The organism is Thalassotalea ganghwensis, assembly GCF_053485795.1.
The window spans coordinates 13,413-38,315 of record NZ_JBQRUM010000007.1 but is presented as its reverse complement, the minus strand read 5'-3'; the positions used below and the strand labels follow the sequence as shown (position 1 = coordinate 38,315).

At 39.7% G+C, this 24,903-nt stretch carries 24 protein-coding genes, 1 tRNA gene and 2 pseudogenes; 16 read left to right on the top strand and 11 right to left on the bottom strand.

What is annotated here, in order from left to right; translation table 11 throughout:
* Nucleotides 1-99 precede the first annotated feature (99 nt).
* A pseudogene (locus tag ACSLUH_RS08890) lies at nucleotides 100-360 on the bottom strand (endonuclease III domain-containing protein); the annotation flags it as partial.
* A 205-nt stretch (nucleotides 361-565) separates the two neighbouring features.
* Between ACSLUH_RS08890 and ACSLUH_RS08885 the strand changes: the two are divergent.
* The gene (locus ACSLUH_RS08885; protein WP_448566102.1) at nucleotides 566-1,243 is read left to right on the top strand and encodes a hypothetical protein; all 678 of its coding nucleotides are present in this window, start codon (nucleotides 566-568) and stop codon (nucleotides 1,241-1,243) included.
* A gap of 64 nt (nucleotides 1,244-1,307) precedes the next feature.
* Here the strand turns inward: ACSLUH_RS08885 and ACSLUH_RS08880 are convergent.
* A pseudogene (locus ACSLUH_RS08880) lies at nucleotides 1,308-1,568 on the bottom strand (endonuclease III domain-containing protein); the annotation flags it as partial.
* Nucleotides 1,569-1,663: 95 nt separating this feature from the next.
* Between ACSLUH_RS08880 and ACSLUH_RS08875 the strand changes: the two are divergent.
* Nucleotides 1,664-3,190 carry a M61 family metallopeptidase gene (locus ACSLUH_RS08875; protein WP_448566100.1) on the top strand — a complete coding sequence of 509 codons (1,527 nt, stop codon included), beginning with the start codon at nucleotides 1,664-1,666 and terminating at the stop codon, nucleotides 3,188-3,190.
* 84 nt (nucleotides 3,191-3,274) lie between these two features.
* On the opposite strand, the gene nth is transcribed toward ACSLUH_RS08875, so the two are convergent.
* The 8 genes from nth to ACSLUH_RS08835 form a co-directional block, all read right to left on the bottom strand.
* Nucleotides 3,275-3,907, bottom strand: coding sequence for an endonuclease III (gene nth, locus ACSLUH_RS08870; RefSeq protein ID WP_448566098.1), 633 nt, complete (start codon nucleotides 3,905-3,907; stop codon nucleotides 3,275-3,277).
* Between the two features lie 30 nt (nucleotides 3,908-3,937).
* Entirely contained in the window at nucleotides 3,938-4,639 is a 702-nt protein-coding gene (gene rsxE / locus ACSLUH_RS08865; protein ID WP_448566096.1) for an electron transport complex subunit E, read from the bottom strand.
* Entirely contained in the window at nucleotides 4,639-5,268 is a 630-nt protein-coding gene (rsxG, locus tag ACSLUH_RS08860; RefSeq protein WP_448566094.1) for an electron transport complex subunit RsxG, read from the bottom strand. The genes rsxE and rsxG overlap by 1 nt, the downstream gene beginning before the upstream one ends.
* Before the next feature lie 11 nt (nucleotides 5,269-5,279).
* Nucleotides 5,280-6,326 (bottom strand): electron transport complex subunit RsxD, encoded by a 1,047-nt coding sequence (rsxD, locus tag ACSLUH_RS08855; RefSeq protein ID WP_448566092.1) that lies wholly within the window; start codon nucleotides 6,324-6,326, stop codon nucleotides 5,280-5,282.
* A gap of 2 nt (nucleotides 6,327-6,328) precedes the next feature.
* A complete protein-coding gene (rsxC, locus tag ACSLUH_RS08850; RefSeq protein WP_448566391.1) occupies nucleotides 6,329-8,521 on the bottom strand; it encodes an electron transport complex subunit RsxC in 2,193 nt (730 codons plus the stop codon).
* 23 nt (nucleotides 8,522-8,544) lie between these two features.
* Nucleotides 8,545-9,099, bottom strand: coding sequence for an electron transport complex subunit RsxB (gene rsxB / locus ACSLUH_RS08845; RefSeq protein ID WP_448566089.1), 555 nt, complete (start codon nucleotides 9,097-9,099; stop codon nucleotides 8,545-8,547).
* Nucleotides 9,099-9,680, bottom strand: coding sequence for an electron transport complex subunit RsxA (rsxA, locus tag ACSLUH_RS08840; RefSeq protein ID WP_448566087.1), 582 nt, complete (start codon nucleotides 9,678-9,680; stop codon nucleotides 9,099-9,101). The genes rsxB and rsxA overlap by 1 nt, the downstream gene beginning before the upstream one ends.
* Before the next feature lie 242 nt (nucleotides 9,681-9,922).
* Complete coding sequence (locus ACSLUH_RS08835; RefSeq protein WP_448566085.1) at nucleotides 9,923-11,794, bottom strand: EAL domain-containing protein; 1,872 nt, start codon at nucleotides 11,792-11,794, stop codon at nucleotides 9,923-9,925.
* Nucleotides 11,795-12,233: 439 nt separating this feature from the next.
* Between ACSLUH_RS08835 and rimP the strand changes: the two genes are divergently transcribed.
* The 9 genes from rimP to ACSLUH_RS08790 all read left to right on the top strand — a co-directional run bounded on the left by rimP (nucleotide 12,234) and on the right by ACSLUH_RS08790 (nucleotide 21,175).
* A complete protein-coding gene (rimP, locus tag ACSLUH_RS08830; protein ID WP_448566083.1) occupies nucleotides 12,234-12,689 on the top strand; it encodes a ribosome maturation factor RimP in 456 nt (151 codons plus the stop codon).
* Nucleotides 12,690-12,736: 47 nt separating this feature from the next.
* Nucleotides 12,737-14,233, top strand: coding sequence for a transcription termination factor NusA (gene nusA / locus ACSLUH_RS08825; RefSeq protein WP_448566081.1), 1,497 nt, complete (start codon nucleotides 12,737-12,739; stop codon nucleotides 14,231-14,233).
* Nucleotides 14,234-14,257: 24 nt separating this feature from the next.
* A complete protein-coding gene (gene infB, locus ACSLUH_RS08820) occupies nucleotides 14,258-16,927 on the top strand; it encodes a translation initiation factor IF-2 (RefSeq protein WP_448566079.1) in 2,670 nt (889 codons plus the stop codon).
* 111 nt (nucleotides 16,928-17,038) lie between these two features.
* Entirely contained in the window at nucleotides 17,039-17,440 is a 402-nt protein-coding gene (rbfA, locus tag ACSLUH_RS08815; RefSeq protein ID WP_448566077.1) for a 30S ribosome-binding factor RbfA, read from the top strand.
* A gap of 3 nt (nucleotides 17,441-17,443) precedes the next feature.
* Nucleotides 17,444-18,391: a tRNA pseudouridine(55) synthase TruB gene (gene truB / locus ACSLUH_RS08810; protein WP_448566075.1), complete on the top strand. Its 948-nt coding sequence runs from the start codon at nucleotides 17,444-17,446 to the stop codon at nucleotides 18,389-18,391.
* A gap of 142 nt (nucleotides 18,392-18,533) precedes the next feature.
* Complete coding sequence (gene rpsO, locus ACSLUH_RS08805; RefSeq protein ID WP_448566073.1) at nucleotides 18,534-18,803, top strand: 30S ribosomal protein S15; 270 nt, start codon at nucleotides 18,534-18,536, stop codon at nucleotides 18,801-18,803.
* A gap of 169 nt (nucleotides 18,804-18,972) precedes the next feature.
* Nucleotides 18,973-19,413 carry an IS200/IS605 family transposase gene (gene tnpA, locus ACSLUH_RS08800; protein ID WP_448566071.1) on the top strand — a complete coding sequence of 147 codons (441 nt, stop codon included), beginning with the start codon at nucleotides 18,973-18,975 and terminating at the stop codon, nucleotides 19,411-19,413.
* Nucleotides 19,414-19,794: 381 nt separating this feature from the next.
* Nucleotides 19,795-20,805, top strand: a complete 1,011-nt coding sequence (locus ACSLUH_RS08795) for an alpha/beta hydrolase family protein (protein ID WP_448566069.1) — start codon at nucleotides 19,795-19,797, stop codon at nucleotides 20,803-20,805.
* 241 nt (nucleotides 20,806-21,046) lie between these two features.
* Complete coding sequence (locus ACSLUH_RS08790; RefSeq protein WP_448566067.1) at nucleotides 21,047-21,175, top strand: hypothetical protein; 129 nt, start codon at nucleotides 21,047-21,049, stop codon at nucleotides 21,173-21,175.
* Nucleotides 21,176-21,243: 68 nt separating this feature from the next.
* On the opposite strand, the gene ACSLUH_RS08785 is transcribed toward ACSLUH_RS08790, so the two are convergent.
* Nucleotides 21,244-21,873, bottom strand: coding sequence for a YiaD family glycine zipper/OmpA-like lipoprotein (locus tag ACSLUH_RS08785; RefSeq protein WP_448566065.1), 630 nt, complete (start codon nucleotides 21,871-21,873; stop codon nucleotides 21,244-21,246).
* A gap of 247 nt (nucleotides 21,874-22,120) precedes the next feature.
* Between ACSLUH_RS08785 and ACSLUH_RS08780 the strand changes: the two genes are divergently transcribed.
* The 5 genes from ACSLUH_RS08780 (at nucleotide 22,121) to rplA (ending at nucleotide 24,701) form a co-directional block, all read left to right on the top strand.
* A tRNA-Trp gene (locus ACSLUH_RS08780) sits at nucleotides 22,121-22,197 on the top strand.
* A gap of 91 nt (nucleotides 22,198-22,288) precedes the next feature.
* The gene (secE, locus tag ACSLUH_RS08775; protein ID WP_448566063.1) at nucleotides 22,289-22,669 is read left to right on the top strand and encodes a preprotein translocase subunit SecE; all 381 of its coding nucleotides are present in this window, start codon (nucleotides 22,289-22,291) and stop codon (nucleotides 22,667-22,669) included.
* A gap of 2 nt (nucleotides 22,670-22,671) precedes the next feature.
* Nucleotides 22,672-23,259: a transcription termination/antitermination protein NusG gene (nusG, locus tag ACSLUH_RS08770; protein ID WP_448566061.1), complete on the top strand. Its 588-nt coding sequence runs from the start codon at nucleotides 22,672-22,674 to the stop codon at nucleotides 23,257-23,259.
* Between the two features lie 314 nt (nucleotides 23,260-23,573).
* Nucleotides 23,574-24,002: a 50S ribosomal protein L11 gene (rplK, locus tag ACSLUH_RS08765; protein ID WP_448566059.1), complete on the top strand. Its 429-nt coding sequence runs from the start codon at nucleotides 23,574-23,576 to the stop codon at nucleotides 24,000-24,002.
* A gap of 3 nt (nucleotides 24,003-24,005) precedes the next feature.
* On the top strand, nucleotides 24,006-24,701 hold the full coding sequence (rplA, locus tag ACSLUH_RS08760) for a 50S ribosomal protein L1 (RefSeq protein WP_448566057.1): 696 nt from the start codon (nucleotides 24,006-24,008) through the stop codon (nucleotides 24,699-24,701).
* The last annotated feature ends 202 nt before the right edge of the window (nucleotides 24,702-24,903 follow it).

The window sequence follows — 24,903 nt, the reverse complement described above, 5'->3', positions numbered from 1 at the left end:
TACTTAGGTAGGGTTAGCATTAGTGGTTAGGTGTTGCTATAGGTCGACACTAACTTATCGGTTACTCCTGCCTCCAAGGCTGTTCGATAAACATAAAAGCTATTCCATTTTCTCCTTAAACTCGCACAAATCTTCAATAATACAGGCACCACATTTTGGCTTTCTAGCGGTACAGACATAACGGCCATGCAGAATGAGCCAATGATGAACATTAACTTTAAACTCTTTTGGTACCACTTTAAGCAGTTTTTGTTCAACTAAGTCGACGTTTTTACCGACAGCAAATTTGGTGCGATTAGATACGCGATAAATATGAGTATCTACCGGAATAGTCGGCCAGCCAAAACATAATGAAAGTAGATAAAATTAGGCTTCTATACTAGTGATAATGCTACTTTTTAGCATTTACATGTATGAGTTGCATATGAAAATATTTCAACTTATCATGGTATTACAGCTATTAAGTAAAATTTTTTGGCATTCATTGCCTTAAACTATTAGTCATTTGATTTGCTTAGATTGGCTGCGTAAACGATCAATTTTTTAAATTTTACAAGGAATAGTAATGCTTACATTTCACATAGTAGCTGGTTCATTTTTTTTATTTTTTGGAATAGGGGCGTTAACTTTTACCAAAGGCTCAGTCAGGCACAGATGGTCTGGAAATCTGTTTTTCTTATCTATGTTACTAATGACTGGCAGTGCAGCGTTGTTTAAAGATGGAGCTACTATGGCATTGCTTACCTTTTATTATGGTGTGACTGCATGGGCCGTTGTACTAAGAAAAGAGAATTCAACAGGCACTTTTGAAATACTTGCCATGCTACTGATCGTCTATATAAGCGCAGATTTATTCTATTTCGTTTTTACCGCTGCGGATATTCCACCTACCTTTAAAGTTATATTTACTCTTCATGCGTCAATAGCTGCAATGGCAGCTCTTTTAGATCTGAATATGATCATCCGTGGTGGACTTTCAGGAAAGCATCGAATCGCTCGACATGCATGGAGAACCTGTTTTGCCTTGTTAGGAGCTGTAATGTCTTTTTCGGCAAATACATCAGACAGTTGGCCTGATTTTATTGATAGCAATGCTCTTATCTTTTTAATGATTGGCGTGCTATTTTACTGGTTAATTAGAGTGCTATTTACTCGTTGGTATATGAAAATAAGTCAATCTGTAGGGAGCAGCATACTTGCGAAAAGGTTTTTAGTTGCTAGACAGCCTTTAAATGAAGAGTAACTGTTAACAACTCTATGAATAGTTGTGAAGAAAGGTAGCGTTTAGTTTTCCACAACTATTTGATTTATTCAGTTTTATCTTTAAACTCACAAAGATCTTCAATAATACAGGCACCGCATTTGGGTTTTCTTGCTACGCAGGTGTAGCGACCGTGCAGTATCAGCCAGTGATGGACATCGACTTTAAATTCTTTTGGTACCACTTTTAAAAGTTTTTGTTCAACTAAATCGACGTTTTTACCGACAGCAAATTTGGTGAGATTAGATACGCGATAAATATGAGTATCTACAGCAATAGTCGGCCAGCCAAAAGATAACAAAAGTAGATGGCTCGAATTAAAATATTTGAAAACAATTTAAACCTTTGATTCATGCCTAGCAACTTAATATAAGAGGTAAAAATAGAAAAGGTGAAATAGAATTGAATTCAATAAATTTAAATATCATAAAAATTACAACATTGATTATGCTTACGGTGCCGTTTATTGAAGCTTGGGCAAAATCACAAAGCGAGCCTGACTCTCCAATTGTGAACTTATCTAAGTACGAACTCACTTTTAATGAGAACAACCCTTCACAAGTGAATGTCACTGCCTCAATTAGAGTTTCCAGAGAAAAAATAAGAATGCTTTCCTATGGCCACCCTTGGTTAAAAAATGGTTGGGCAACCTTTGTTCAAGACTTAGAAGTAAAAGATGAAAATGGTTCGAGTTTGTCTCCGTCCGTTATTGAAGAAAATGGCTGGGGAGCATGGCATGTTGGGGTTCCTGACGAGACGCTAGTTACACTTTCTTATACAGTCAATCTTGATCATATCAATTATGACTGGGACAAAGCTGGAGGGCAAGACTCTAGACCTGAATGGAAAAACGGGGCCTTATTTGCCATTTCGAGAGCATTTTTCATTTACTCTTTTGTTGATGCAGAGTCAGAAGTGACCGTTAACTATCCCAAAAACTGGGAGTTGATAACTCCATGGGAAAAAGTAGTGAATAAGCCAAACACTTTCTACATTCCTTCAAAGGAAAGCCTTGTTTCAAATTTGTTTGTATTAGGTGAATTTGAAAAGCGAGTCGCAAAATTTGAAGGGATGACAATCCAATTTGCTATAGATAAAACCCTGTCTCCATATAGTTCCAAGCTAGAAGCAATGTTACAAAAGCAACTTGAATATTATAGTCATGTCTTTGGTGGGGCTCCCAATATTAAGTTTGCTATTGGTATAAGAGCAGCGGATGAAGATGATGGTGAAGCTTACGTCAATAGCTTCAATCAAGTGATAGAGGAAAGCACATTGTCTAAAAAGAATTCAAATGTGATTTGGGCGAATACACTTGCTCACGAAATGTTTCACTTTTGGAACGGTAGCCATGCTTTAAAAAGCGATAAGAAGGAGGACACTTATTGGTTCGTAGAGGGCTTTACTGAGTATTATGCTAGCTTTACGTTACACAAACAGAGCGAGATTTCGACGAAGATTTATCTTAAAAAATTAGAGAAATACCTAGGTCGTTACTTTATTACCTCTCATATGTGGCCTGAGCAGAGGATCACCCTAAAAGAAGCAGGAAAAGACAAGAATAAAAATTGGCTTCGGCTTTATGGTGGCGGCGCTGTCATAGCTTTAGCGCTTGATATAGACATTTATACAAACTCTAATGGACAGCAAAGCCTCAATTCTTTAATGCGAGAGCTGAATAATACATACGGTGCACCAAACGTATATATTTCAAATGAATCCATTTTAAAGACACTGAATATAATGACGGGGCGTTCATACGATACATTTTTTAATGATTACATTCTGTCTAACAAAGGGTACTTAGACATAACACCATACTTGGATAAAGTTGGTTTAGAGCTATTGCAGCGAGTTGACGAATTTTACTTATCTGTCAAAGACAATGTGAAATTCAGACAATTTGTTGAGAGAAAGGTGTTTTATTAGTATGGCTACAAACCTACTTTATTGATTCACATTTTACTCATTACTCAAGGCATTTTAGTTTTGAGTAATGAGTGACTCAAAGGCTTATTCCGTTTTATCCTTAAACTCACACAAGTCTTCAATAATACAAGCGCCACATTTTGGCTTACGAGCGGTGCATACGTAGCGGCCGTGCAGAATTAACCAGTGATGGACATCAACTTTAAATTCTTTTGGTACCACTTTAAGCAGTTTCTGTTCAACTAAATCGACGTTTTTACCGACAGCAAATTTGGTGCGATTAGATACGCGATATATATGCGTATCTACCGCAATAGTCGGCCAGCCAAAAGCGGTATTCAACACGACATTTGCGGTCTTTCTGCCGACACCCGGCAGTGCTTCTAAGGCAGCCCTGTCTTCAGGCACTTCACCACCATGCAAGTCGACCAGCATTTGACAGGTTTTCATGGTGTTAATGGCTTTTGTATTAAATAAGCCGATGGTTTTAATGTAGTCTTTAAGTTTTTCTAACCCTAAGTCTAAGATCGCTTGTGGCGTGTTGGCGACTGGGAACAGTTTCGCTGTGGCTTTATTTACGCCAACATCGGTCGCTTGTGCAGAAAGCAGCACGGCTATCAATAACTCGAAAGGGGAGCTGAAGTTTAACTCTGTTGTTGGGTGTGGGTTGTCATCTCTTAAACGAGTAAGTATTTCAAGTCGTTTTTCTTTATTCATTATTGTTATTTTCGCTGTTCTTTGGATGAATTAACTGTCGAAGTTCACGCGAACACGTTCAATATGTGCTTCTTTCTTTTGCGGTTGATGTTCAGCTAACATCTGGTCAATTTTGTTTTTAGCGGCGATGAGGAAGCCCATCGCGATAAATGCACCCGGAGGTAAAATGGCCAATAAAAACTGACTATCAAGATGCCAAATTTCTATTCTTAACTGGCTTGCCCATTCACCCAGTAACAACTCTGCGCCATCAAACAATGTCCCTTGTCCTAACAGTTCTCTAATTGCTCCAAGCAATACCAAGACGATTAAAAATCCTAGGCCCATCATTAACCCATCAAAACTTGCTTGTTTGATTGGGTTTTTAGAAGCATAGGCCTCTGCACGGCCGATAATCGCGCAGTTAGTTACAATCAAGGGTAAAAAGATACCAAGAGATTCATATAAACCAAAGGTGTAGGCATTCATCAGCAATTGAATACACGTTACAAAAGCGGCAATGATCAGCACAAAGATAGGAATGCGAATTTCTTTAGGTACCCATTGTCTTATTGCAGAAACGGTGACGTTTGAACCAATTAGCACAAATAAGGTTGCTAAACCTAAACCTAATGCGTTGACCACGGTAGAGGTTACCGCTAGTAAAGGGCAAAGTCCTAATAGTTGAACGATCCCGGGATTGTTTTTCCAAAGCCCTTGCCAAGCAAGCTCTTTATATTCTGGGGAAAACATTAGTAATTCTCCTGACAATTACCAGACTGAGCAAATAAGGTGGTTTTATGCTGATTAAAGTAGTTAATACTGTTTTTAATTGCTTTGACGACAGCTCTTGGGGTAATCGTGGCGCCAGTGAATTGGTCAAACATGCCACCGTCTTTTCGAACCGCCCATCGACTGTCTACGTCACTAGCAATTCGTTTACCTTTAAAACTATCAATCCAATCACTTTTGCGTTTTTCAATTTTATCGCCTAAGCCCGGCGTTTCTTGATGTTTAATCGTACGAACACCACTAACGGTGCCATCAGTATTAATTGCAACCAGCAAATGGATTTTGCCGTTGTAGCCATCTGGAGCCGTCGTGGTAAGTGCCGCTGCTACTGGCTTGTCATCAAACTTGGCCAGATAAGCTTTTTCAATTTCTGGGCTCAAGGCGCGGTCGTCAATAATGATGCAATCTTGATACATATCATTATTGTGGTTGTTGTCTGGAATGATACTGACCAATGAATTGATCATTTGTTGTTGCTCTTGGCGCTTTATTTCTGATTTTGTTGATAGGTGAACCAAGCTGACTAATGCGGTACAGGCAATAGCAAATATGGCAAGTAATTTGGCATTTTTTTCGATAGCTTTGATCATTTTACTTTCCTTTAATGACCGTAGGTTCTTGGACGCGTGTATTGGTCAATCAGAGGTGCCGCCATATTGCACAGCAATACCGCAAAGGCTACCGCGTCAGGGTATCCGCCAAACTTTCGGATCAAACAAACTAAAAGACCTGCTACAGCACCATAAATGATGCGTCCTTTGGTACTGGTTGCACAAGTGACTGGATCGGTAAGAATAAAAAATGCACCTAACATGGTTGCACCACTAAACCAGTGAAAGAGCGTGGAGGCGTTACTGTCTGGACTGATTAAAAACGCGACTAACGTAAAGACAAATATTGATGCTAAAAAGCTAACAGGTAATGCTAGTGGTATCGCTTTTTTGATCAGCAAAACAATTCCACCTGCTAAAAAGGCAACATTCAGCCAAAACCAACCAATACCAAGTCCATCGATAAAGACGATGTTGTTTAAACTCTCTTCAATAGTTTTTCCAACAGTTAAACTGGTTTTAACGGTATCAAGTGGCGTCGCCATGGTAAAACCATCAATATGCGTACGTAATTGTGAAACTGAATAACCTTCTTGACTGTACTCAGTTAAAATCACAGTCAAGGTGTTAATAAAATCTAGATTTACCGTCATTAGCTCTAGTGGAGGTTGCCATAATGTCATTTGCATTGGGAATGAGACTAATAGCATTACGTAGGCCGCCATGGCAGGATTGAAAGGATTATGGCCAAGGCCACCATATAATTGTTTGACAATTACAATCGCAAAGATAGTACCAATAACGGTTATCCACCAAGGCGCTAATGCAGGTAAGCTAATACCAAGTAAAATTGCCGTAAGGATGCCGCTGCCATCAAAAAGTTGCACGGCTACCGGTTTGTTGCGTAACGATAAAACGGTAAACTCTGCAATTAAGGCGGTGGCGATAGCTAAGATAATGTGGATTAGGTTTCCCCAACCAAAAAAATACCACTGGGTAATGATCCCTGGTATCAATGCATAAATTACCAAGCGCATCAAAGCAGAAGTTTTACTTTGTGCATGATTGTGGGGAGAACTTGCAATCCAAAATGCCATAATTAGTTATTTGACCCTTGAAGTTTCTTAGCTTTGGCTTTTGCTACAGCTGCAGCTATTCGTGCCTTTTTATCCAGATGATTACTTTCTGACTTACTGACATCACTCGTTGAATTTGTGTCACTATCTTTTGTTTTGTCACTAACGTCAGATAGCACAGTGCTTGTTTGCTTGCTTTGTTGTTTCTTTGCCTTTGCTTTAGCAATGGCGGCTGCTATTTTTGCCTTTTTATCGTCTTCTGGCGTCGAAGGCGCTTTTTCTTCAATGTTATTTACATTGTCCGAGGTCGTTATTTCGACATCGGAGTCTGGCATAACTGCTTTTGGCGTCAATTGTTTTTTAGCTTTTGCTTTAGCGATAGCTGCGGCAATTTTTTCCTTTTTGCTTTGAGCTTGTTCTGACTGAGCAACCTCAGCTAAAGGCGCTTGCTCAGCTTTTTCAAGTGTACTGTCAACGTGTGTATCGACCTTGGTTTCAATAGTTTCAGTTGCTGTAGCGGCGCTAGTATTAGATGGCGCTGTGTCAGTATCTGAGTTTGTGTTTTTTGCTTTCTTGGCTTTTGCTCTGGCGATGGCAGCGGCTACTTGCGATTTTTTATCATTTTGTGCGCTACTGGCAGGAGTTTGAGCTGCACTCTCGACTTCACTTAAGTCACTTTGCGCTTTTTTCGCTTTAACACGTGCTAGGGCAGCGGCTACGGCTGATTTTTCTTTGTTTGCCTCTGCCGTACCTGAATTCATTCTCGCTTTTCTTGCTTCTGCTGCGAGTCGGTGTTTTTCTTCTCTGGCTTTTTTATCGCGTTCTAGGCGCGCTTTCCTTGCTTCAAAACGTTGTTTTGCTTTTTCGGCTTTGATTTCCAGTAACTTTTGTTCGCGTATTTCAGCTTTGGCAACCCGATAGTAGTGTACTAATGGAATATGGCTTGGACACACATAAGCACAAGCGCCACATTCGATGCAATCAAAAAGGTTGAGTTTGGTTAACTGATCATGATCTTTGGCTTTAGCGCTCCATTGTAACTCTTGCGGGAGCAATTGGCTGGGGCAGACCTGTTCACATTGACCACAGCGAATACATTCAACTTCTTTATTTGCGTTAGGGATTTCGACTTCACTTGGCGCTAATATACAATTGGTTGTTTTTACGACAGGAACGTCAAATGAGGGTAAGCTGAAGCCCATCATTGGACCGCCCATAATGATGTGCTTTTTGTCACCTAATTGTTTACCGCAATGTTCGAGCAAGTATTTGATTGGCGTACCTATTAATGCCCAGACATTTTGTGGTTTAGCCAATGCTTGGCCAGTTACTGTTACGACACGCTGTATCAGAGGCTTATCATGAATAATGGCATCGGCTATTGCATAACAAGTAGCAATATTCTGCATTACCACGCCCACAGAAGAGGGTAATGCTCCACTTGGAACTTCCATACCCGTTAGCACTTGAATAAGCTGTTTTTCACCGCCGGTAGGGTAAATTGTAGGAATCACACAAACTTTAACTTTATCGTAAGCGCGGGTAGCGTTTCTTAATGCTTCTATCGCTTGAGGTTTGTTGTCTTCTATTCCTATTAATATAAAGGCTGGATCTAATAGGTGATCGAGAATTTTTATACCGTCGATAATTGCAGGACTTTGCTCTCTGATCAAAAGGTCATCGGCGGTAATATAGGGTTCACATTCCGCAGCATTGATAATTAAGTAATTTATTTGTGCTGCCGTATTAAGTTTGATGTGGCTTGGAAAGCCAGCTCCCCCCATGCCTGAAATACCCGCTTGAGCAATTTTGTCTATTAACGACGCTTTGGTTAGCGATTGGTAGTCTTCACAAATAACTCGTTCACGCCATTTATCTAGGCCATCAGGCTCGATAAAGACACAGAGTTCACTAAGTCCTGATGGGTGCGCAATGACTGAAGGTGTTATCTGAGTTACTTTACCACTGGTTGGTGCATGTATTGGCACAACCATAGGGTTTGTCGCTTTCGTTAATGGTTGGCCTTTGAGTACTGAATCGCCAACTGCAACGAGAATATCTCCAGCCTCACCAATATGCTGCTGGATTGGCACTCTAAGTAAACTAGGCAAAGGCAATTGGCGAATAGGCTTACTATTCGTTAAAAATTTTTGCTCTGGCGGGTGAATACCACCATGAAACTTCCAAAATTTGTTTTGCTCAATGCGTGTAATCACTGATTCCAATGTTTTTACCTATTCTACTCTACTTGCTGAACGGGAATGGTGCTTAAGTCCCATTGCCAATTACGTGGACTTACTGCAATGGGTTTCATCACTATGCAATCTGTAGGGCAGGGAGCGACACATAAATCACAACCTGTGCATTCATCAGTAATAACCGTATGCATTTGTTTGGTGGTACCTATAATGGCATCAACAGGACAAGCTTGAATACACTTAGTACAGCCAATGCAGTCTTCTTCAATAATAAACGCTACTTTAGGGCTATTATCTGCTTCATGGCTTTCATCAAGCGGCTGTGCTTCAACCCCCATTAAATCAGCGATTTTCTTAATCGTTTCTTCACCACCAGGTGCGCATTTATTTATCGCTTCACCGTTCGCTACGGCATCCGCATATGGCTTACAGCCCGGGTAACCGCATTGACCACATTGAGTCTGTGGGAGCAATGCATCAATTTGTTCAGCGAGAGGATCTCCCTCCACTTTAAACTTTATCGATGCAAAGCCAAGCAATGCGCCAAACGCTGTTGCCAATAAGCCAATAATGATAATGGCAATAATTACATCCATTACAATTTCACCAAGCCTGTAAACCCCATGAATGCTAGCGACATAAGGCCAGCGGTGATCATCGCGATTGCCGCTCCTTTAAAGGGTGTCGGTACATCTGCGACCGCGAGTTTTTCTCGCATTGCTGAGAACATGATCAAGACAATTGAAAACCCTGCGGCAGCACCAAAACCGTAGATGATAGATTCAACAAAGTTATGTTGCTCGTAAATGTTTAACAGTGCAACGCCTAAAACAGCACAATTGGTCGTAATTAACGGTAGGAATATGCCGAGTAATCGATATAAGTTAGCGCTGGTTTTGTGAACTACCATTTCGGTGAATTGTACAACAACAGCAATAACTAAAATAAATGTCATTGTTGTTAAATATTCGAGACCTAGCGGTTGCAGGACGTAGCTATTAACAATGTAGCTGAGTAATGACGCAACCGTCATCACAAAGGTCGTAGCAAATGACATACCTATGGCTGTTTCTGTTCTTGAAGAGACCCCCATAAATGGGCAAAGGCCTAAAAACTTCACTAAAACAAAATTGTTTACCAGCACCGTACTGATTAATAACAACAAGTATTCGGTCATGAAAAAGGGCTATTTATTTGACAATACGTCATATTATCCGATTTTATTGACGAATAAACAACAGGTCAGCAGTAGGGTTATTACAATAATCGACCTAAAGGTTGAAAAATTGATCGTGCTTTTAGCTTAGCCTAATGATTACAGCGTAATTTTATTGCTGTGTAGTGACATATTATTTAACTAACAGGAAGAACACCAGGGTCGTCGTTAATTTAACGTATACAACCCCGGTGAGTTAGCCGTTATAGTGGTTCTGGCTTACCTAAGTAATAGCCTTGACAGCCATCAATGAAAAGTTTTTCTAACGTGAATTTCTCTTCTTGTGTTTCAACGCTTTCAGCGAGTACCGTAATACTCAATCTATGCGCCAAATCAATCATTAATCGTAAGAAGTACTGATTGTTTTTATCTTCATCAATGTCTCGCGTGTAAGTGCTGTCCATTTTGATAAAGTCAGGTTTAAGATCTCGGAAAAACTTAAATGAGGTTAAACCAACACCAAAACGCTCCACAGTGACACGGGAGCCAACGCGGTGCAACATGTCGATAAAACGTTTACTGGTTTTGATGTTTTGTTGTAATCCATACTCGGTAATTTCAAAAACTAGACTAGATGCTACGTTTGAATCTCTTAGCAAGCGGCGCTCTAGCCAAATTAAAAAATGTTCATCATGTATCGAGCGAGCACTCAAATTAAGACCGAAAGATTGTGTTGTAAGGTTCATACTTTTGATTTGTTCAATGGTGTTATCAACAATCATACGATCAACAGCGACGATTTTATCAAGCTTTTCAGCCATGGCGATAAAGGAGGCTGTTGGCAACATTTCGTCACTTGAGTTGATAAACCGCGTTAATATTTCCCCGTAGACCTTATTATTTCGACTAGTTGGTTTGATATGTTGAACCAAAATCTTAATGCGTTGGTTTTCCAATACATTATCAATCTCTTGACGCCAGTTTTGATTACCGTAACTAGAGCTGCTATTTTCAAGGATATCACTGTCTCTTTGGGCGTACCAAGAATTGACCTTCTTAGTCTGTGCGATACTGATTCCAGTGTCGACCAAAGCCAAGAGCTCGCCAAGTGGTTTATCTTTGTTAAAAGCGACTAAGCCAGTATAGCCAACAGAGTCTAAGTCAGCATTTTGTTGATATTGATTAAACTGATCGGTTAACTGCTGTGCGTAATTTTCAGCTTCTTTAAAGGTGATGTTCGGTAAAATGGTGGCAAAATCTGAACTGTTAAGTCTAAATATTTGTGCACCTTGAAATTTAGCCGCTGTGCTTTTAATGATATCCGCAACTTTAATAATATAATTATCACCTTCATGATAACCATGTATCTGATTAATGGTTTGCAATTCAGAGCAACGTGTTATGGTTAAAACACCAAATTCGACGGCGTCATTGCTATTTTCGAAAAACTGCACGAATCGGCTGCGGTTTTCAAGTTGCGTTAATGGTTCTATGTAAGCTTCTTTAGCTAAGACATTGGCGCCTTCGACATGTTGATTCAATAGTTTTTCAAGCTGAGAAACTGAAGATTTTACTTGCGGTAAAGAAAGCACTCCGCAAGAGTTTAAGTCGGCATCAGTGATGTTTTCACCTGATATTTGTTTTATTTTCAGTGAAATCTTATCGGCGACTTGATTGATTAGTTTACTCGCTCTATTAACACTGAATGGCGTTAATACCAACGCAAAAATAATCGATAAAACTATAACGAAGAGAAATATTTGGGTCAGTAGGTTTAGTTGTTCAATATAACTAAGTTGATACTTAATCGTGATATTGTTTTGACGAATGATCCGTTCTTTTGGCGCTAAGAAGCTTTGTAAAACGTTAGCGTCATGAACTTGGTTGAAAATCGTTTCTTGCTCTGCATTAATTACTTCAAGCTTTTGATATATTTTATTTTTATTAAGCTGCTTTAACAATAAATCGGTTAATTCCGAATCGCTATCTAACATCTGAGTAAAAAAAACGTCATGATGCTGGGTGCTATCTCGTAGTATTGGTTTTATGATAATCGTCGCAACACCAATACTAATCGCGCTAAAAGCTATAGCCGTGATTAAATTTCGGATCAACACTTGCGTAAATGTGAACATAGATAACCTTAAATATTCGAATTTGGGCGTAAATGTTATGTTAATCGCCTTTATATCATGAAAAATTTAGTTTTACTAACAGCTTATACATCGAAAATTATATTGTGTAGAGGTCAGGCATTCTGTTGTCAAAGAGGTTTAACTCTTTCCAATATTGCTGGAGAACCTTAACAAAATCTCATTAGAACTTGCGTAATGATGTTCATCGCTATATAATTCTGGCCAACAAAATATAGCAATATGTCACTGTAAAATAATTAGTTAGCTTGAGTTATTTTAGTATTGCTATCGCAAATGACTTATTTAAGTGATTTGTTGTCGTGGGTTCAGTGAATTAGGCCCCGAATTTTGGGGTTTTTTTGTACCTTTAAAAAGGTACTAATCATGTGGGCTTTAAGCCCTTTTTTTGTTTTTAAACGAATATGAGTGGAGAAATTGTTTGGCTAAGTTTGAGCATAAATTAACACAAATGTTGAGACCTGCTGTAGAAGAAGTAGGCAAAGAATTATTAGGGGTTGAGTTTGTCAGTGCTGGCAAGCATTCAATTCTTAGGTTGTTCATTGATCATGAAAATGGCATTACTGTGGATGATTGTGCGGAAGTTAGTCGTCAAGTGAGTGCACTTTTGGATGTAGAAGATCCAATAAGCACAGAATATAACCTTGAAGTTTCTTCACCGGGATTAGATCGTCCTTTGTTTGATTTACCTCATTTTGAAGCAGTAATTGGTGAAACAATTAATGTGAAAACATCAATGCCATTAAATGGGCGCAGGAAGTTTAAAGGTAAATTGGTCAGTATTGAAAACGATACTTTAATTGTAAATGTTGATGGCGAAGAGTATGAACTTGTCTTTAGCAATATTGACAAGGCTAATCTAGTGCCAACTTTTTAATAACAGATATTTTATTGTAGAAAACGAATAACGTAAGGCTAAAAAGCATGAGTAAGGAAATATTACTAGTTGTCGATGCCGTATCTAATGAAAAAGCATTACCTCGCGAGAGTATTTTTGAGGCAATGGAAACCGCTTTAGAAACTGCCACTAAGAAAAAATATGAAGGCGACATTTCAGTTAGAGTAAGTATTGATCGTAAAACTGGCGATTTTGATACGTTTAGACGTTGGTTAGTTGTTGAAGATAACGACCAGCCGGTTGAAAACCCATATTCTGAGATCGGGTTAGCAGCGGCGCAGTATGAAAATGCTGACGTTCAAGTTGGTGATTATGTTGAAGAACAAATTGAGTCAGTAAAGTTTGATCGCATTACCACTCAAACGGCGAAACAAGTTATTGTTCAGAAAGTTCGTGAAGCAGAGCGGGCTTTGATTGTTGATGCTTATCAAGAGCAGTTAGGTGAGCTTATTACGGGTGTAGTAAAGAAAGCTAGCCGTGATAGTGTCATTCTAGATTTAGGTAATAATGCCGAAGCGATAATTTATCGCGATGATTTATTACCACGTGAGGTATTTCGTCCAGGAGATCGCGTTAGAGGTTTACTCTATGCGATAAAACCTGAAGCACGCGGTGCACAATTGTTTGTTAGTCGCACCAAACCAGAAATGTTAATTGAACTATTCCGCGTTGAAGTACCAGAAATTGGTGAAGAAATGTTGGAAATTAAAGGTGCAGCTCGTGATCCAGGTTCTCGTGCAAAAATTGCAGTTAAGAGTAATGACAAGCGTATAGACCCTGTTGGCGCTTGTGTTGGTATGCGTGGTTCACGTGTCCAAGCTGTTTCTGGCGAATTAGGCGGTGAGCGTGTTGATATCGTCTTATATGATGATAATCCAGCACAATTTGTTATTAACGCCATGGCGCCGGCTGAAGTTGCTTCAATCATTGTTGATGAAGACAGCCGCACGATGGATATTGCAGTTGAAGAAGGCAACTTAGCCATGGCCATTGGCCGTAGTGGTCAAAATGTACGTTTAGCGAGCCAACTGACCGGTTGGGAGTTAAATGTCATGACGGTTGCTGACATGAATGAAAAGCACCAAGCAGAAAATGATAAGGTGTTAACCTTATTTACTGAAAAATTAGATATTGATGAAGATTTTGCCACATTGCTTGCTGATGAAGGTTTTACCTCATTAGAAGAAATTGCTTATGTTCCAGCTTCTGAGTTGCTGGAAATTGACGGTTTAACTGAAGAAATCGTTGAAGAATTAAGAGATCGTGCAAAATCAGCCTTAACAACTCAGGCTTTAGCAAGTGAAGAATCACTTGAAAATGCGGAACCAGCCGAAGATCTGTTAAACCTAGAAGGTATGGATCGTCATTTAGCATTTGTATTAGCAAGTCGCGGTGTCATAACACTTGAAGATTTAGCTGAACAAGGTGTCGACGAGATTTCAGATATTGAGGAATTAGATGAAACGAAAGCAGGTGAGTTAATCATGGCTGCACGTAACATCTGTTGGTTTAACGAAGAATAATTATCGCCGGGAGAACAAGTAAATATGGCAGACGTAACTGTAGAAGAACTCGCCAAGCAAGTTGGTACACCGGTTGAGAAATTAGTGGGCCAATTGGCAACGATTGGGATGACAAAATCACCAAATGATTCTGTAACTCAACAAGAACAGCAAGCTTTGCTTGAACATTTAAAAAAGCAGCATGGTGACGAAACATCCGCTCAACCAAGCAAAATGACCTTAAGCCGTAAGAAAAAGTCAACCTTGGTGTTGGGTAGCGGTAGTAAAGCTAAGTCAGTACAAGTTGAAGTGCGCAAAAAGCGTACTTATGTAAAACGTAGTGAGTTAGAAGAGCAGCAATTAGCTGAAGAAAAAGCAAAAGCGGAAGCAGAAGCAAAAGCGAAAGCTGAAGCGGAAGCTAAAGCAAAGGCGGAAGCAGAGGCAAAAGCGAAAGCCGAAGCAGAAGCGAAAGCCAAAGCGGAAGCAGAAGCGAAAGCGAAGGCAAAAGCTGAGGCCGAAGCGAAGGCGAAAGCAAAAGCAAAAGAATCAGCTAACCAGAATGCAGATAAGTCGGAAAAAACCGAAAAAGTTGCTTCAACTGAAAGTGAAGAAGCAAAACGTTTACGACTAATTGCTGAAAAAGAAGCGGAAGCAAAAGCTGAAGCAGAAGCTAAAAAAGCGGCTGAAGCTGCTCGAAAACTAGCGGAAGAAAATGAAGCACGTTGGAAAGCACAAGAAGCTGAGCGAAAAGCACATGAAAATGATGTTGTTCATTTAACTTCGTCAAAATATGCACAAGAAGCAGAAGATGCGGTTGACTCTGAAGGTGAAGGTAACCGCCGCCGCCGTAAGAAAAAAGCAGCACAAGATAAAAATGCTAAGTTAGCTAAAGGCAAAGGTAAGAAAACATTATCAGCACCGCAAAGTTTACAGCATGGTTTTAAAAAGCCAGTTGAAACTAAATTGCAAGAAGTTCGCATTGGTGAAACGATTTCAGTTGCTGAGCTTGCTAACAAAATGTCGGTAAAAGGCGCTGAAGTTGTTAAGGTAATGTTCAAGATGGGGGCGATGGCAACCATCAACCAAGTGATCGACCAAGAAACTGCCGCACTTGTTGCAGAAGAAATGGGCCGTGAAGTGGTATTGGTGAAAGAAAACGCACTAGAAGAAGCGGTTCTTTCTGATCGTGGTGAAGCTGGTGAAGCGATTACGCGTGCGCCTGTGGTAACCATCATGGGGCACGTTGACCATGGTAAAACATCATTACTTGACTATATTCGTGAAGCAAAAGTAGCGGCAGGTGAAGCTGGTGGTATTACTCAACATATCGGTGCTTATCACGTAGAAACCGGTCACGGTATGATCACGTTCTTAGATACTCCAGGTCATGCTGCGTTTACTGCAATGCGTTCTCGTGGTGCTAAAGCGACTGATATCGTTGTTATTGTCGTTGCAGCTGATGATGGTGTTATGCCGCAAACTATTGAGGCAATTCAGCATGCAAAAGCCTCTGAAGCGCCGATTATTATTGCTGTAAACAAAATGGATAAAGAAACAGCTGACCCAGATCGTGTGAAAACTGAATTATCACAACACGATGTTATCCCAGAAGATTGGGGTGGTGATGTTCAGTTTGTTCAAGTTTCAGCAAAAACTGGTTTAGGTATTGATGATTTACTCGATGCGATTTTGTTACAGGCGGAAGTACTTGAACTAAGTGCTGTTGTCGACAAGATGGCAAGCGGTGTAGTGGTTGAATCTAAACTTGATAAAGGTCGTGGGCCAGTTGCCACAATTCTTGTTCAAGAAGGAACATTAAATCAAGGTGATATCGTTCTTTGTGGTTTAGAATACGGTCGTGTTCGTGCAATGCGCGATGAGCTTGGTAAGAGCATTACATCAGCCGGTCCATCTATTCCTGTAGAGATCTTAGGTTTAAGCGGCGTGCCACAATCTGGTGATGAAGCAACAGTTGTTAGAGACGAGAAAAAAGCACGTGAAGTTGCCTTATACCGTCAAGGCAAATACCGCGATGTTAAACTTGCACGTCAACAAAAAGCGAAACTTGAGAATATGTTCTCAGACATGGCTGAAGGCGATGTGTCAGAGGTTAATGTTGTCCTCAAATCAGATGTACAAGGTTCTTTAGAAGCGATTTCAGACTCGTTAGTTAAGCTATCGACTGACGAAGTTAAAGTGAAAATTATTGGCTCTGGTGTTGGTGGCATTACTGAAACGGATGCAACGTTAGCTGCTGCATCGAACGCGATTGTTGTTGGTTTTAACGTACGTGCTGATGCTTCGGCTCGTAAAGTGATTGAAAGTGAAAACTTAGATCTACGTTATTACAGCGTAATTTATCAATTGATTGATGAAGTAAAACAAGCGATGAGCGGTATGCTTGCGCCTGAATTTAAACAAGAAATCATTGGTTTGGCTGAAGTACGTGATGTCTTCAAATCTCCTAAAATTGGTGCTATTGCTGGTTGTATGGTTACAGAAGGTATTATTAAACGTAGCGCGCCAATTCGTGTATTACGTGATAACGTGGTTATCTATGAAGGTGAACTAGAGTCACTAAGACGCTTTAAAGACGACGTTCAGGAAGTTCGTAATGGGACTGAATGTGGTATCGGTGTTAAGAACTACAACGATGTTAAAGTGGGTGACCAAATCGAAGTATTTGAAACTGTTGAAGTTCAACGTACTTTATAAGTAATTAGTCCACTTAGCGGTTAGTAAATAAATGGGGGCTAAGCCCCCATTTTTATCCCAGCAATTTAACTTGTTGTTATTAACTGGGAATGAAGATTGATAGGAGTTTCAATGGCAAGAGAGTTTGCTCGCACCGATAGAGTCGGTCAAGAAATCCAAAAAGAAGTTGCGATGATTATTCAACGCGAAGTGAAAGATCCGCGCTTAGGCATGGTTACGGTTTCAGCTGTTGAGGTGACTCGTGATTTAGCGTATGCAAAGATTTATGTCACCTTTTTTACGTTAGAAGGGCAAAATGTTGATCAATCGGTTGATATTTTAAACGAAGCTGCAGGCTTTATCCGTACATTATTAGCTAAACGAATTAAAGCGCGCATTATGCCTCAATTACGATTTATTTATGATAAATCGATGGTAGAAGGTGTCAGAATGTCTACCTTGGTTGATAAAGCCGTTGCTGAGGATAAGAAAAAATCAGGTCACACAGACTCAGAAGACATCGAGGACGTGTAACTGATGGCTAAACGCAGAAAAGGTCGTCCAGTTCATGGCGTTTTACTTCTCGATAAACCATATGAAGTATCTTCCAACCATGCACTTCAACAGGCAAGACGAATCTACTTCGCCCAAAAAGCAGGGCATACGGGGGCATTGGATCCTTTAGCCACGGGGATGCTACCGATCTGCTTCGGTGAGGCGACTAAATTTTCACAATTTTTATTAGATACCGATAAAACGTATCAAGTAATTGCTAAGTTAGGCATACGGACAACAACGAGTGATGCCGATGGCGAGGTGGTTAGTGAAAAAGCTGTAAACGTTTCACAAGCGCAGTTGGATCAAGCTCTGGATTCATTTCGAGGCATTTCTCAGCAAGTTCCATCGATGTATTCGGCACTAAAGTATCAGGGTCAACCGTTATATAAATACGCGCGAGAAGGTATTGAAGTTGAGCGAGAAGCACGAGAGATAAATGTGTTTCGCCTTGAGCTTCTTCGTTTTGAAGATGATGAGGTTGAGTTAGTACTGCATGTGTCAAAAGGGACTTATATTCGCACTATTGTTGATGATTTAGGTGAGTTGCTTGGCTGTGGGGCTCATGTTTCGATGTTGAGACGTTTAAGTGTTGGAAACTATCCCGTTGATAAAATGGTGACCATGGAAACACTCGAAACGTTATTAGAACAAGCAAAAGAGCAAGGAGTCTCGCCATCTACATTACTTGATCCATTATTACTCCCAATGGAAACGGCAGTCGATGGTTTACCTTGCGTATTTGTGGATGCGATGTCTGCAAGCTATCTACGCCATGGAAACCCAGTACAAGTTTCTGGAGCACCAGCTAATGGCCTTGTACAAGTGCATATTGACGATGGCGATATTAAAGAGTTTATCGGCGTTGGTGCTATCGATGATCAAGGTTTAGTGGCACCCAAACGTATTACCGTTGTCGATGAGTATTAATTTTATCGATTGTTTAAGATTGGGCTTGCATTGTTAGGGTTTGTTGATAGAATACGCGCTCTTTTATCACCTTGCTGAATTAGTGTTTGGCTTGGTGATGTTATATACCTTCGGGTAATTATTTAAACACTAAGGATTTATTATGTCTTTATCAGCTGCTGAAAAAGCTGCAATCGTTGCAGAATATGCACGTGGAGAAGGTGACACAGGTTCACCAGAAGTTCAAGTTGCATTATTAACAACACAAATTAACCAATTACAAGGTCACTTTAAAGAGCACATCCATGATCATCACTCACGTCGTGGTTTATTGCGCATGGTAAGTCAACGTCGTAAGTTACTTGACTACTTAAAAGGTAAGAGCTTAGATCGTTACTCTTCATTGATCGAAAAATTAGGCTTACGTCGTTAATAATTGACTAAAGCATGATTAAGAAAAGGAGCCTAGTGGCTCCTTTTTTGTTGCTCATTCTTAAACCACCTACTTTAGTAGGTGGTTATTATTAAAAAGGCTATATCTGAAATATCTACTCATGTTTAATCGCTTTTGATTTTTAGCAGAAGTCAGAAGGAGAAAAAACATGAGTAGATATGAGCAAGCATCGCATGTATTTTGGCGTTGTCAATATCATATCGTTTGGACACCTAAGTATCGTTTTAAAATCTTAAAAAATAACATAGGTAAAGATGTTTATAGGTTTATTCATATTTATTGTGAAAAACTAGGTGTAGTTGTAATGGAGCTGAATGTACAGATAGACCATGTTTATTTAGTAGTGAAAGTACCCCCCAAATTGTCGATATCTAAGTTAATGGGGTGTCTCAAAGGTAGAGTAGCTTTAAAGCGTTTTAGTAAATATCCTCACCTAAGGAAAAACAAAGCCTGGGGCGGTCGCTTTTGGCAAAGAGGTTACTTTGTTGATTCGGTAGGTGTAAACGAAGAAATAATAAGGCGATATGTACGACACCAAGATAAACAAGAAAAGCTGGAAGAACGAAGGCAGATGAACCTGCTAGGGTAAAATGGCCCCCTTGTTTAGGGGGCTAATGCAAAGCCACCTTCTTTAGAAGGTGGATTATTTACTTATACGGCCAACTTCACGACGTGAAGACCGAGCACGTTAATAAAATAGTCCTAATGGAGAGTTTTTAGTATTTCCCGCAGACCTGTGACAGCATGAGCGCTATATTTAATTTATTTGGGTCGTCCTGCTAATAAAGCGAACCTGGGTTTTTCTCTAATTAATTGCTAATTAACCTCTTTTTGTTATAACTTCACAATTATCATCATCTTATGTATATTGTATATTTTTTGCGTGGCTATCGTGTTATATAAGACAAGTCTTATTATCACCGACGTTTGTATAATGGTTTCATTGTTATAATTTAAAAAGGAGTTTGTTTTGTTCGTTAAGTATCGCTTTTTAGTTTTTGCTCTTTTTTTGGCTTTTCCTGTACAAGCCAAGAACTTTAATTTAATTGCACTAAATAATGTCGAAAGTGAGAGGGATTGCTTTAGCAATGAATTCCAATCGTATGATTCATGGTTTAACTGGCTATATTTAAAAAAAGAAAAGTCTTTTGCTCAACGTAACGTAAAAAATGCGGAGCAAAAACTAAAGCAATGGGAAAAGTCTTTCACTACGACATTTTCAAAGGATAGATTTAATCAAGCCAAACAAGAATTAGCGTGTAGTTTTATAGAATACACAGTTAATAACGCTAAAGTTAGTGCAATGAACATTAAGCCAAAAGAAGTTAAGAATCCTCCCGTTATTCTTTATAACCGAGGCGGTACTCGAACTTATGGTGGTTTGGTTTTCGGGCATGCAGCATTTGAACTTTTCCCGATTGCGCTTCAAGGGTTCGCGATCATTGCTAGCAACTATAGAGATGATGAAGTTTATGGCACTGACAATATTGATGAGGTAACCGCTTTAGTTGATATCGCACAACAAACGCCAGAGCTAAACGCTGAAAAAATAGGCGTCTATGGCATAAGTCGCGGTGGAATGACCTCATTTCAAGTGGCTAAAGCTATACCGAGCAGAATTGCTGCTATAGCAACCATAAATGGCGTGACAGATAGTAGAATATGGGCTGAAGAAAGAGAAGGCATTGCACACAATATTTCAATAATACCTGGATACCAACAAAGCCCTGAAAGTATTCATAATGCGATGTCCCCAACAAGATGGATAGACAAAACAGCTGATGTACCCGTGCTAGTACTACATGCGAGAGATGACGATAAGGTTGGTGCTCTGCAGTCTATAAAGTTAGCAGAGCAGCTAGCATTGAATAATCGAGTATTTAAGTTGAAAATCTTTGAAGATGGTGGGCATTGGTTATCAGGTCACAGAGAAGAAGCAAGGCAGGATGTTACAAATTGGTTTAAGTTGCATTTGCGCTAGGCTTTTTTGGCAACGTTAAATAGGTTTAGATTGGTTTAAAAAAGACTAAAACTCAATAACTTGCAAAATAAGAACAATGTTGAAGAAGTGCTTAAAAACGACATCGAACTTTATATTACTGTGAGAACAAAAGCGCTGTTAAATAGATTATTTTTTCACTTCGTTAATCGCAATAGCTCTTTCGTTAAGTTATGGAAGTGAGCTATTTAGTGGAGCTAACAGCGAACTAAGACCATATTTAATGATTTTTGCGGGCTTTGTATTTGGGCTTGGTCTTGATATGTTACGAGAACAAGACGACGTTAAATTGTTACAACGTGCTCAGCAGCTCTTAAGTCGAGAGGACAATGAAACCAAAGCTGGTGATTAGCCAAGGTCTTACCAAAGGCATACAGAAAATAAGGTCGCAGCTGCGACCTTAATCTTTTGCACGATAAATTAAGCTTTATTAGGAATGATCTGGATCTCTACTCGGCGATTTAATGCACGATTTGACGGCGTATCATTACTGACGATTGGTTGACTTTCGCCAAAACCGGTGACTTTTAATCTATTCTCAATAATGTTTTGCTTCACCAAATAATCTTTAACGCTTTGAGCACGTTTCATTGACAATGTTTGGTTATATTGATCGCTACCTGTGTTATCCGTATGTCCCTCAATGCTCAGTAAGGTTTTTTCATATTTTGCTAGAACTTTTGCGATATCATTAAGCGTTACATGAAAACCTGTACTGATATACGACTGATCAGTTGCAAAGGTGATATTTGATGGCATCACTAAGCGGATGTTGTCTCCTTCACGGACAACGTCGATACCTGAACCTGATAACTCTTTACGAAACTCTTGCTCTTGTTTATCCATGTAATCGCCAATTGCTGCACCTGCAATTGCACCAATGGCAGCGCCCCAAACTAAGCGTTTGTCCTTGTGATTAGCTGTAGCTTTGCCAAGAACAGCACCAGCGACCGCTCCAATTGCAGCGCCTTTTTCGGCATTAGTCGACGCGCAGCCGCTAATGATTAAACTCGTTGAGAGTAAAGATATGGTTAGCGTTTTTGATAACATGAGAATCCTTATATTTTTTATTGAAGACTTAGCTAAATCAATTTTGAGAAAAGTTTAGTGAATATTATAACGTAAAGTGAAGTAAGTTTTAGTGACATATTTGTGCGATAATCTTACAAAGTTTCTCTTGTTACTAAAATAGTACTTGAGTAACGCAGTTGACACAGTATAATAGCGCTTCACTTCTCGAGTATCTCTTAATTCCCTTTAAAAACTAAGATTCACCCGACAAGTGTAAGTAAAATTTAGGGGTATAGTTCCAATTGGTAGAACAGCGGTCTCCAAAACCGACGGTTGGGAGTTCGAATCTCTCTACCCCTGCCAAATTTCAATAACTTGCAGTGACGCTTGTTATTAAACGCTTCCCTCGGGGAGCATTGATGTCTAACCAAGACGAGTTTTATAGGTCAGTATTATGAATGCAAGTACAGAAAACCAAGAAAGTGGTTCTCTAGATTCGTTAAAATGGGGTGTTGCTATCCTAATTTTAGCCGCAGCGGTTGCTGGTAATTATATTTACGGTGAAATGTCAGTATTATTGCGTGCAGCCGGAGTTGTTATCGCGGTGATTATTGCTGGTTTGATTGCCATGCAAACTGCTAAAGGAAAAGAAGCAATAAGCTTTGCTAAAGAATCTCGTACTGAGGTGCGTAAAGTAGTTTGGCCGACTCGCCAAGAAGCTATTCAAACGACAGGTATTGTATTGCTAGCTACGTTAATCATGTCATTGATTTTATGGGGCTTGGATTCTATTTTGTTTGAACTGGTGGGTTTTGTCACCGGATTTAAGGTGTAATTATGACTGACGAAAACACGAATGTAGACAGTGTCACAGAAACTGATAGCAACAAGCCAAAGTTGCGTTGGTATGTTGTTCAAGCTTTTTCTGGCTATGAAGGCCGTGTTCAAAAAACATTAATGGAACATATTGAAATCCATGGTCTACAAGACAAGTTTGGTCAAATATTAGTACCAACAGAAGAAGTTGTTGAGATGCGTGCCGGTCAAAAGCGTAAGAGTGCACGTAAGTTCTTCCCTGGTTATGTCCTTGTTCAAATGGCGATGGATGAAGAAGCGTGGCATTTAGTGAAAAGTGTACCGCGTGTCCTTGGCTTTATCGGTGGTACGAGTGATCGCCCAGCGCCAATTACCCAAAAAGAAGCAGAGCGCATTTTACAGCGTCTTGAAGACTCTACTGACAAGCCGAAGCCGAAAACCTTGTTTGAAGTGGGTGAGGTGGTTCGTGTTATTGATGGGCCATTTGCAGACTTCAATGGTGTTGTTGAAGAGCTTGATTACGAGAAAAACCGTATTAAGGTATCAGTATTAATTTTTGGTCGTTCAACACCAGTTGATTTAGAATTTTCTCAAGTTGAGAAAGGCTAATTAAAAAAGTCCAAATTTTATTCACTTAGATCTTGAATCGGCAGCGTTGATTAATATATAATCCGCTGCCGATTTTTTTTGATGGTCGAAAAACTATCAAATCAAATCGCAGTTATTAACTCTACGGGGAGCTTTCTCTATCGAATAGTCGATAGTTGAGTGCTCAAAATAGTTGGTGTGATAACAATGCTTTTAAATTTAGCGCACTATGAGCTTATTTTTTATAAGTGATTATTGTTGGAAATTTAAATAACGCAGTTATGACGCCAAATATGAAGAGCAGGCGTTTGTACCCAAACATAGGAATCTTAAAGATGGCTAAAAAAGTCCAAGCTTTAATCAAGCTACAAGTAGCTGCTGGTGCAGCTAACCCGTCACCACCAGTTGGTCCTGCATTAGGTCAACACGGTGTTAACATCATGGAATTCTGTAAAGCGTTCAACGCAAAAACAGATTCTTTAGAAAAAGGCGCTCCAGTACCAGTCGTTATTACTGTGTACAACGATCGTTCTTTCACTTTTGAAACTAAAACGCCACCTGCATCTTTCTTATTGAAAAAAGCGGCTGGTATCAAGAGTGGTTCAGGTCGTCCTAACACTGAAAAAGTGGGTAAAGTTACAACTGCTCAACTTGAAGAAATCGTTAAGACAAAAGAACCTGACTTAACTGCTGGTTCATTGGAAGCCGCAGTGCGTACTATAGCGGGCTCTGCTCGTTCAATGGGTTTAGTGGTAGAGGACTAATCAATGGCTAAATTATCAAAACGCGCTCGTCTTATCCGTGAAAAAGTAGACGTATTAAAAGATTATGAAATCAACGAAGCATTAACACTTTTAAAAGAATTAGCGACGGCTAAATTCAAAGAAAGCGTTGACGTTGCTGTAAACCTTGGCATCGATGCTCGTAAATCAGACCAAAACGTTCGTGGCGCAACTGTATTACCAAATGGTACAGGTCGTGATGTTCGTGTAGCTGTTTTCACTCAAGGTGAAAATGCTGAGAAAGCAAAAGCTGCCGGTGCTGACATTGTAGGTATGGAAGACTTAGCTGAGCAAGTTAAGAAAGGCGAAATGAACTTTGACGTTGTTATCGCTACTCCTGATGCAATGCGTGTTGTTGGTCAATTAGGTCAAGTATTAGGTCCTCGCGGTTTAATGCCTAACCCTAAAGTTGGTACTGTAACTCCTGACGTAGTAACAGCGGTAAATAACGCTAAAGCTGGTCAAATCCGTTACCGTAACGACAAAAACGGTATCATCCATACGACTATCGGTAAGGTTGATTTCGATGACGCTAAGTTAAAAGAAAACTTAGAAGCATTATTGGAAGCGCTTAAGAAAGCAAAACCTGCTAATGCTAAAGGTCAATATATTAAGAAAATTTCTGTATCAACTACTATGGGTGCTGGTGTTAGCATCGACCAAAGTAGCTTAGTACTTTAATTTTCCGTAAAACTTCATTTTTTGAAGCTTTACATGGGCGAGATTGTCGACTATAATTTCGCCCCTTAAATTTTGGTAGGGTTTGCCTTTTGTTAACGTGTTAACGTAAAAGTGCAACCCCCGTCAAAGACCGTAGGAGTAGTTGTTTGGACTACTTAATATCCTACGTAGATGGTGATTACCCAGTATTTCCTTAAATTCT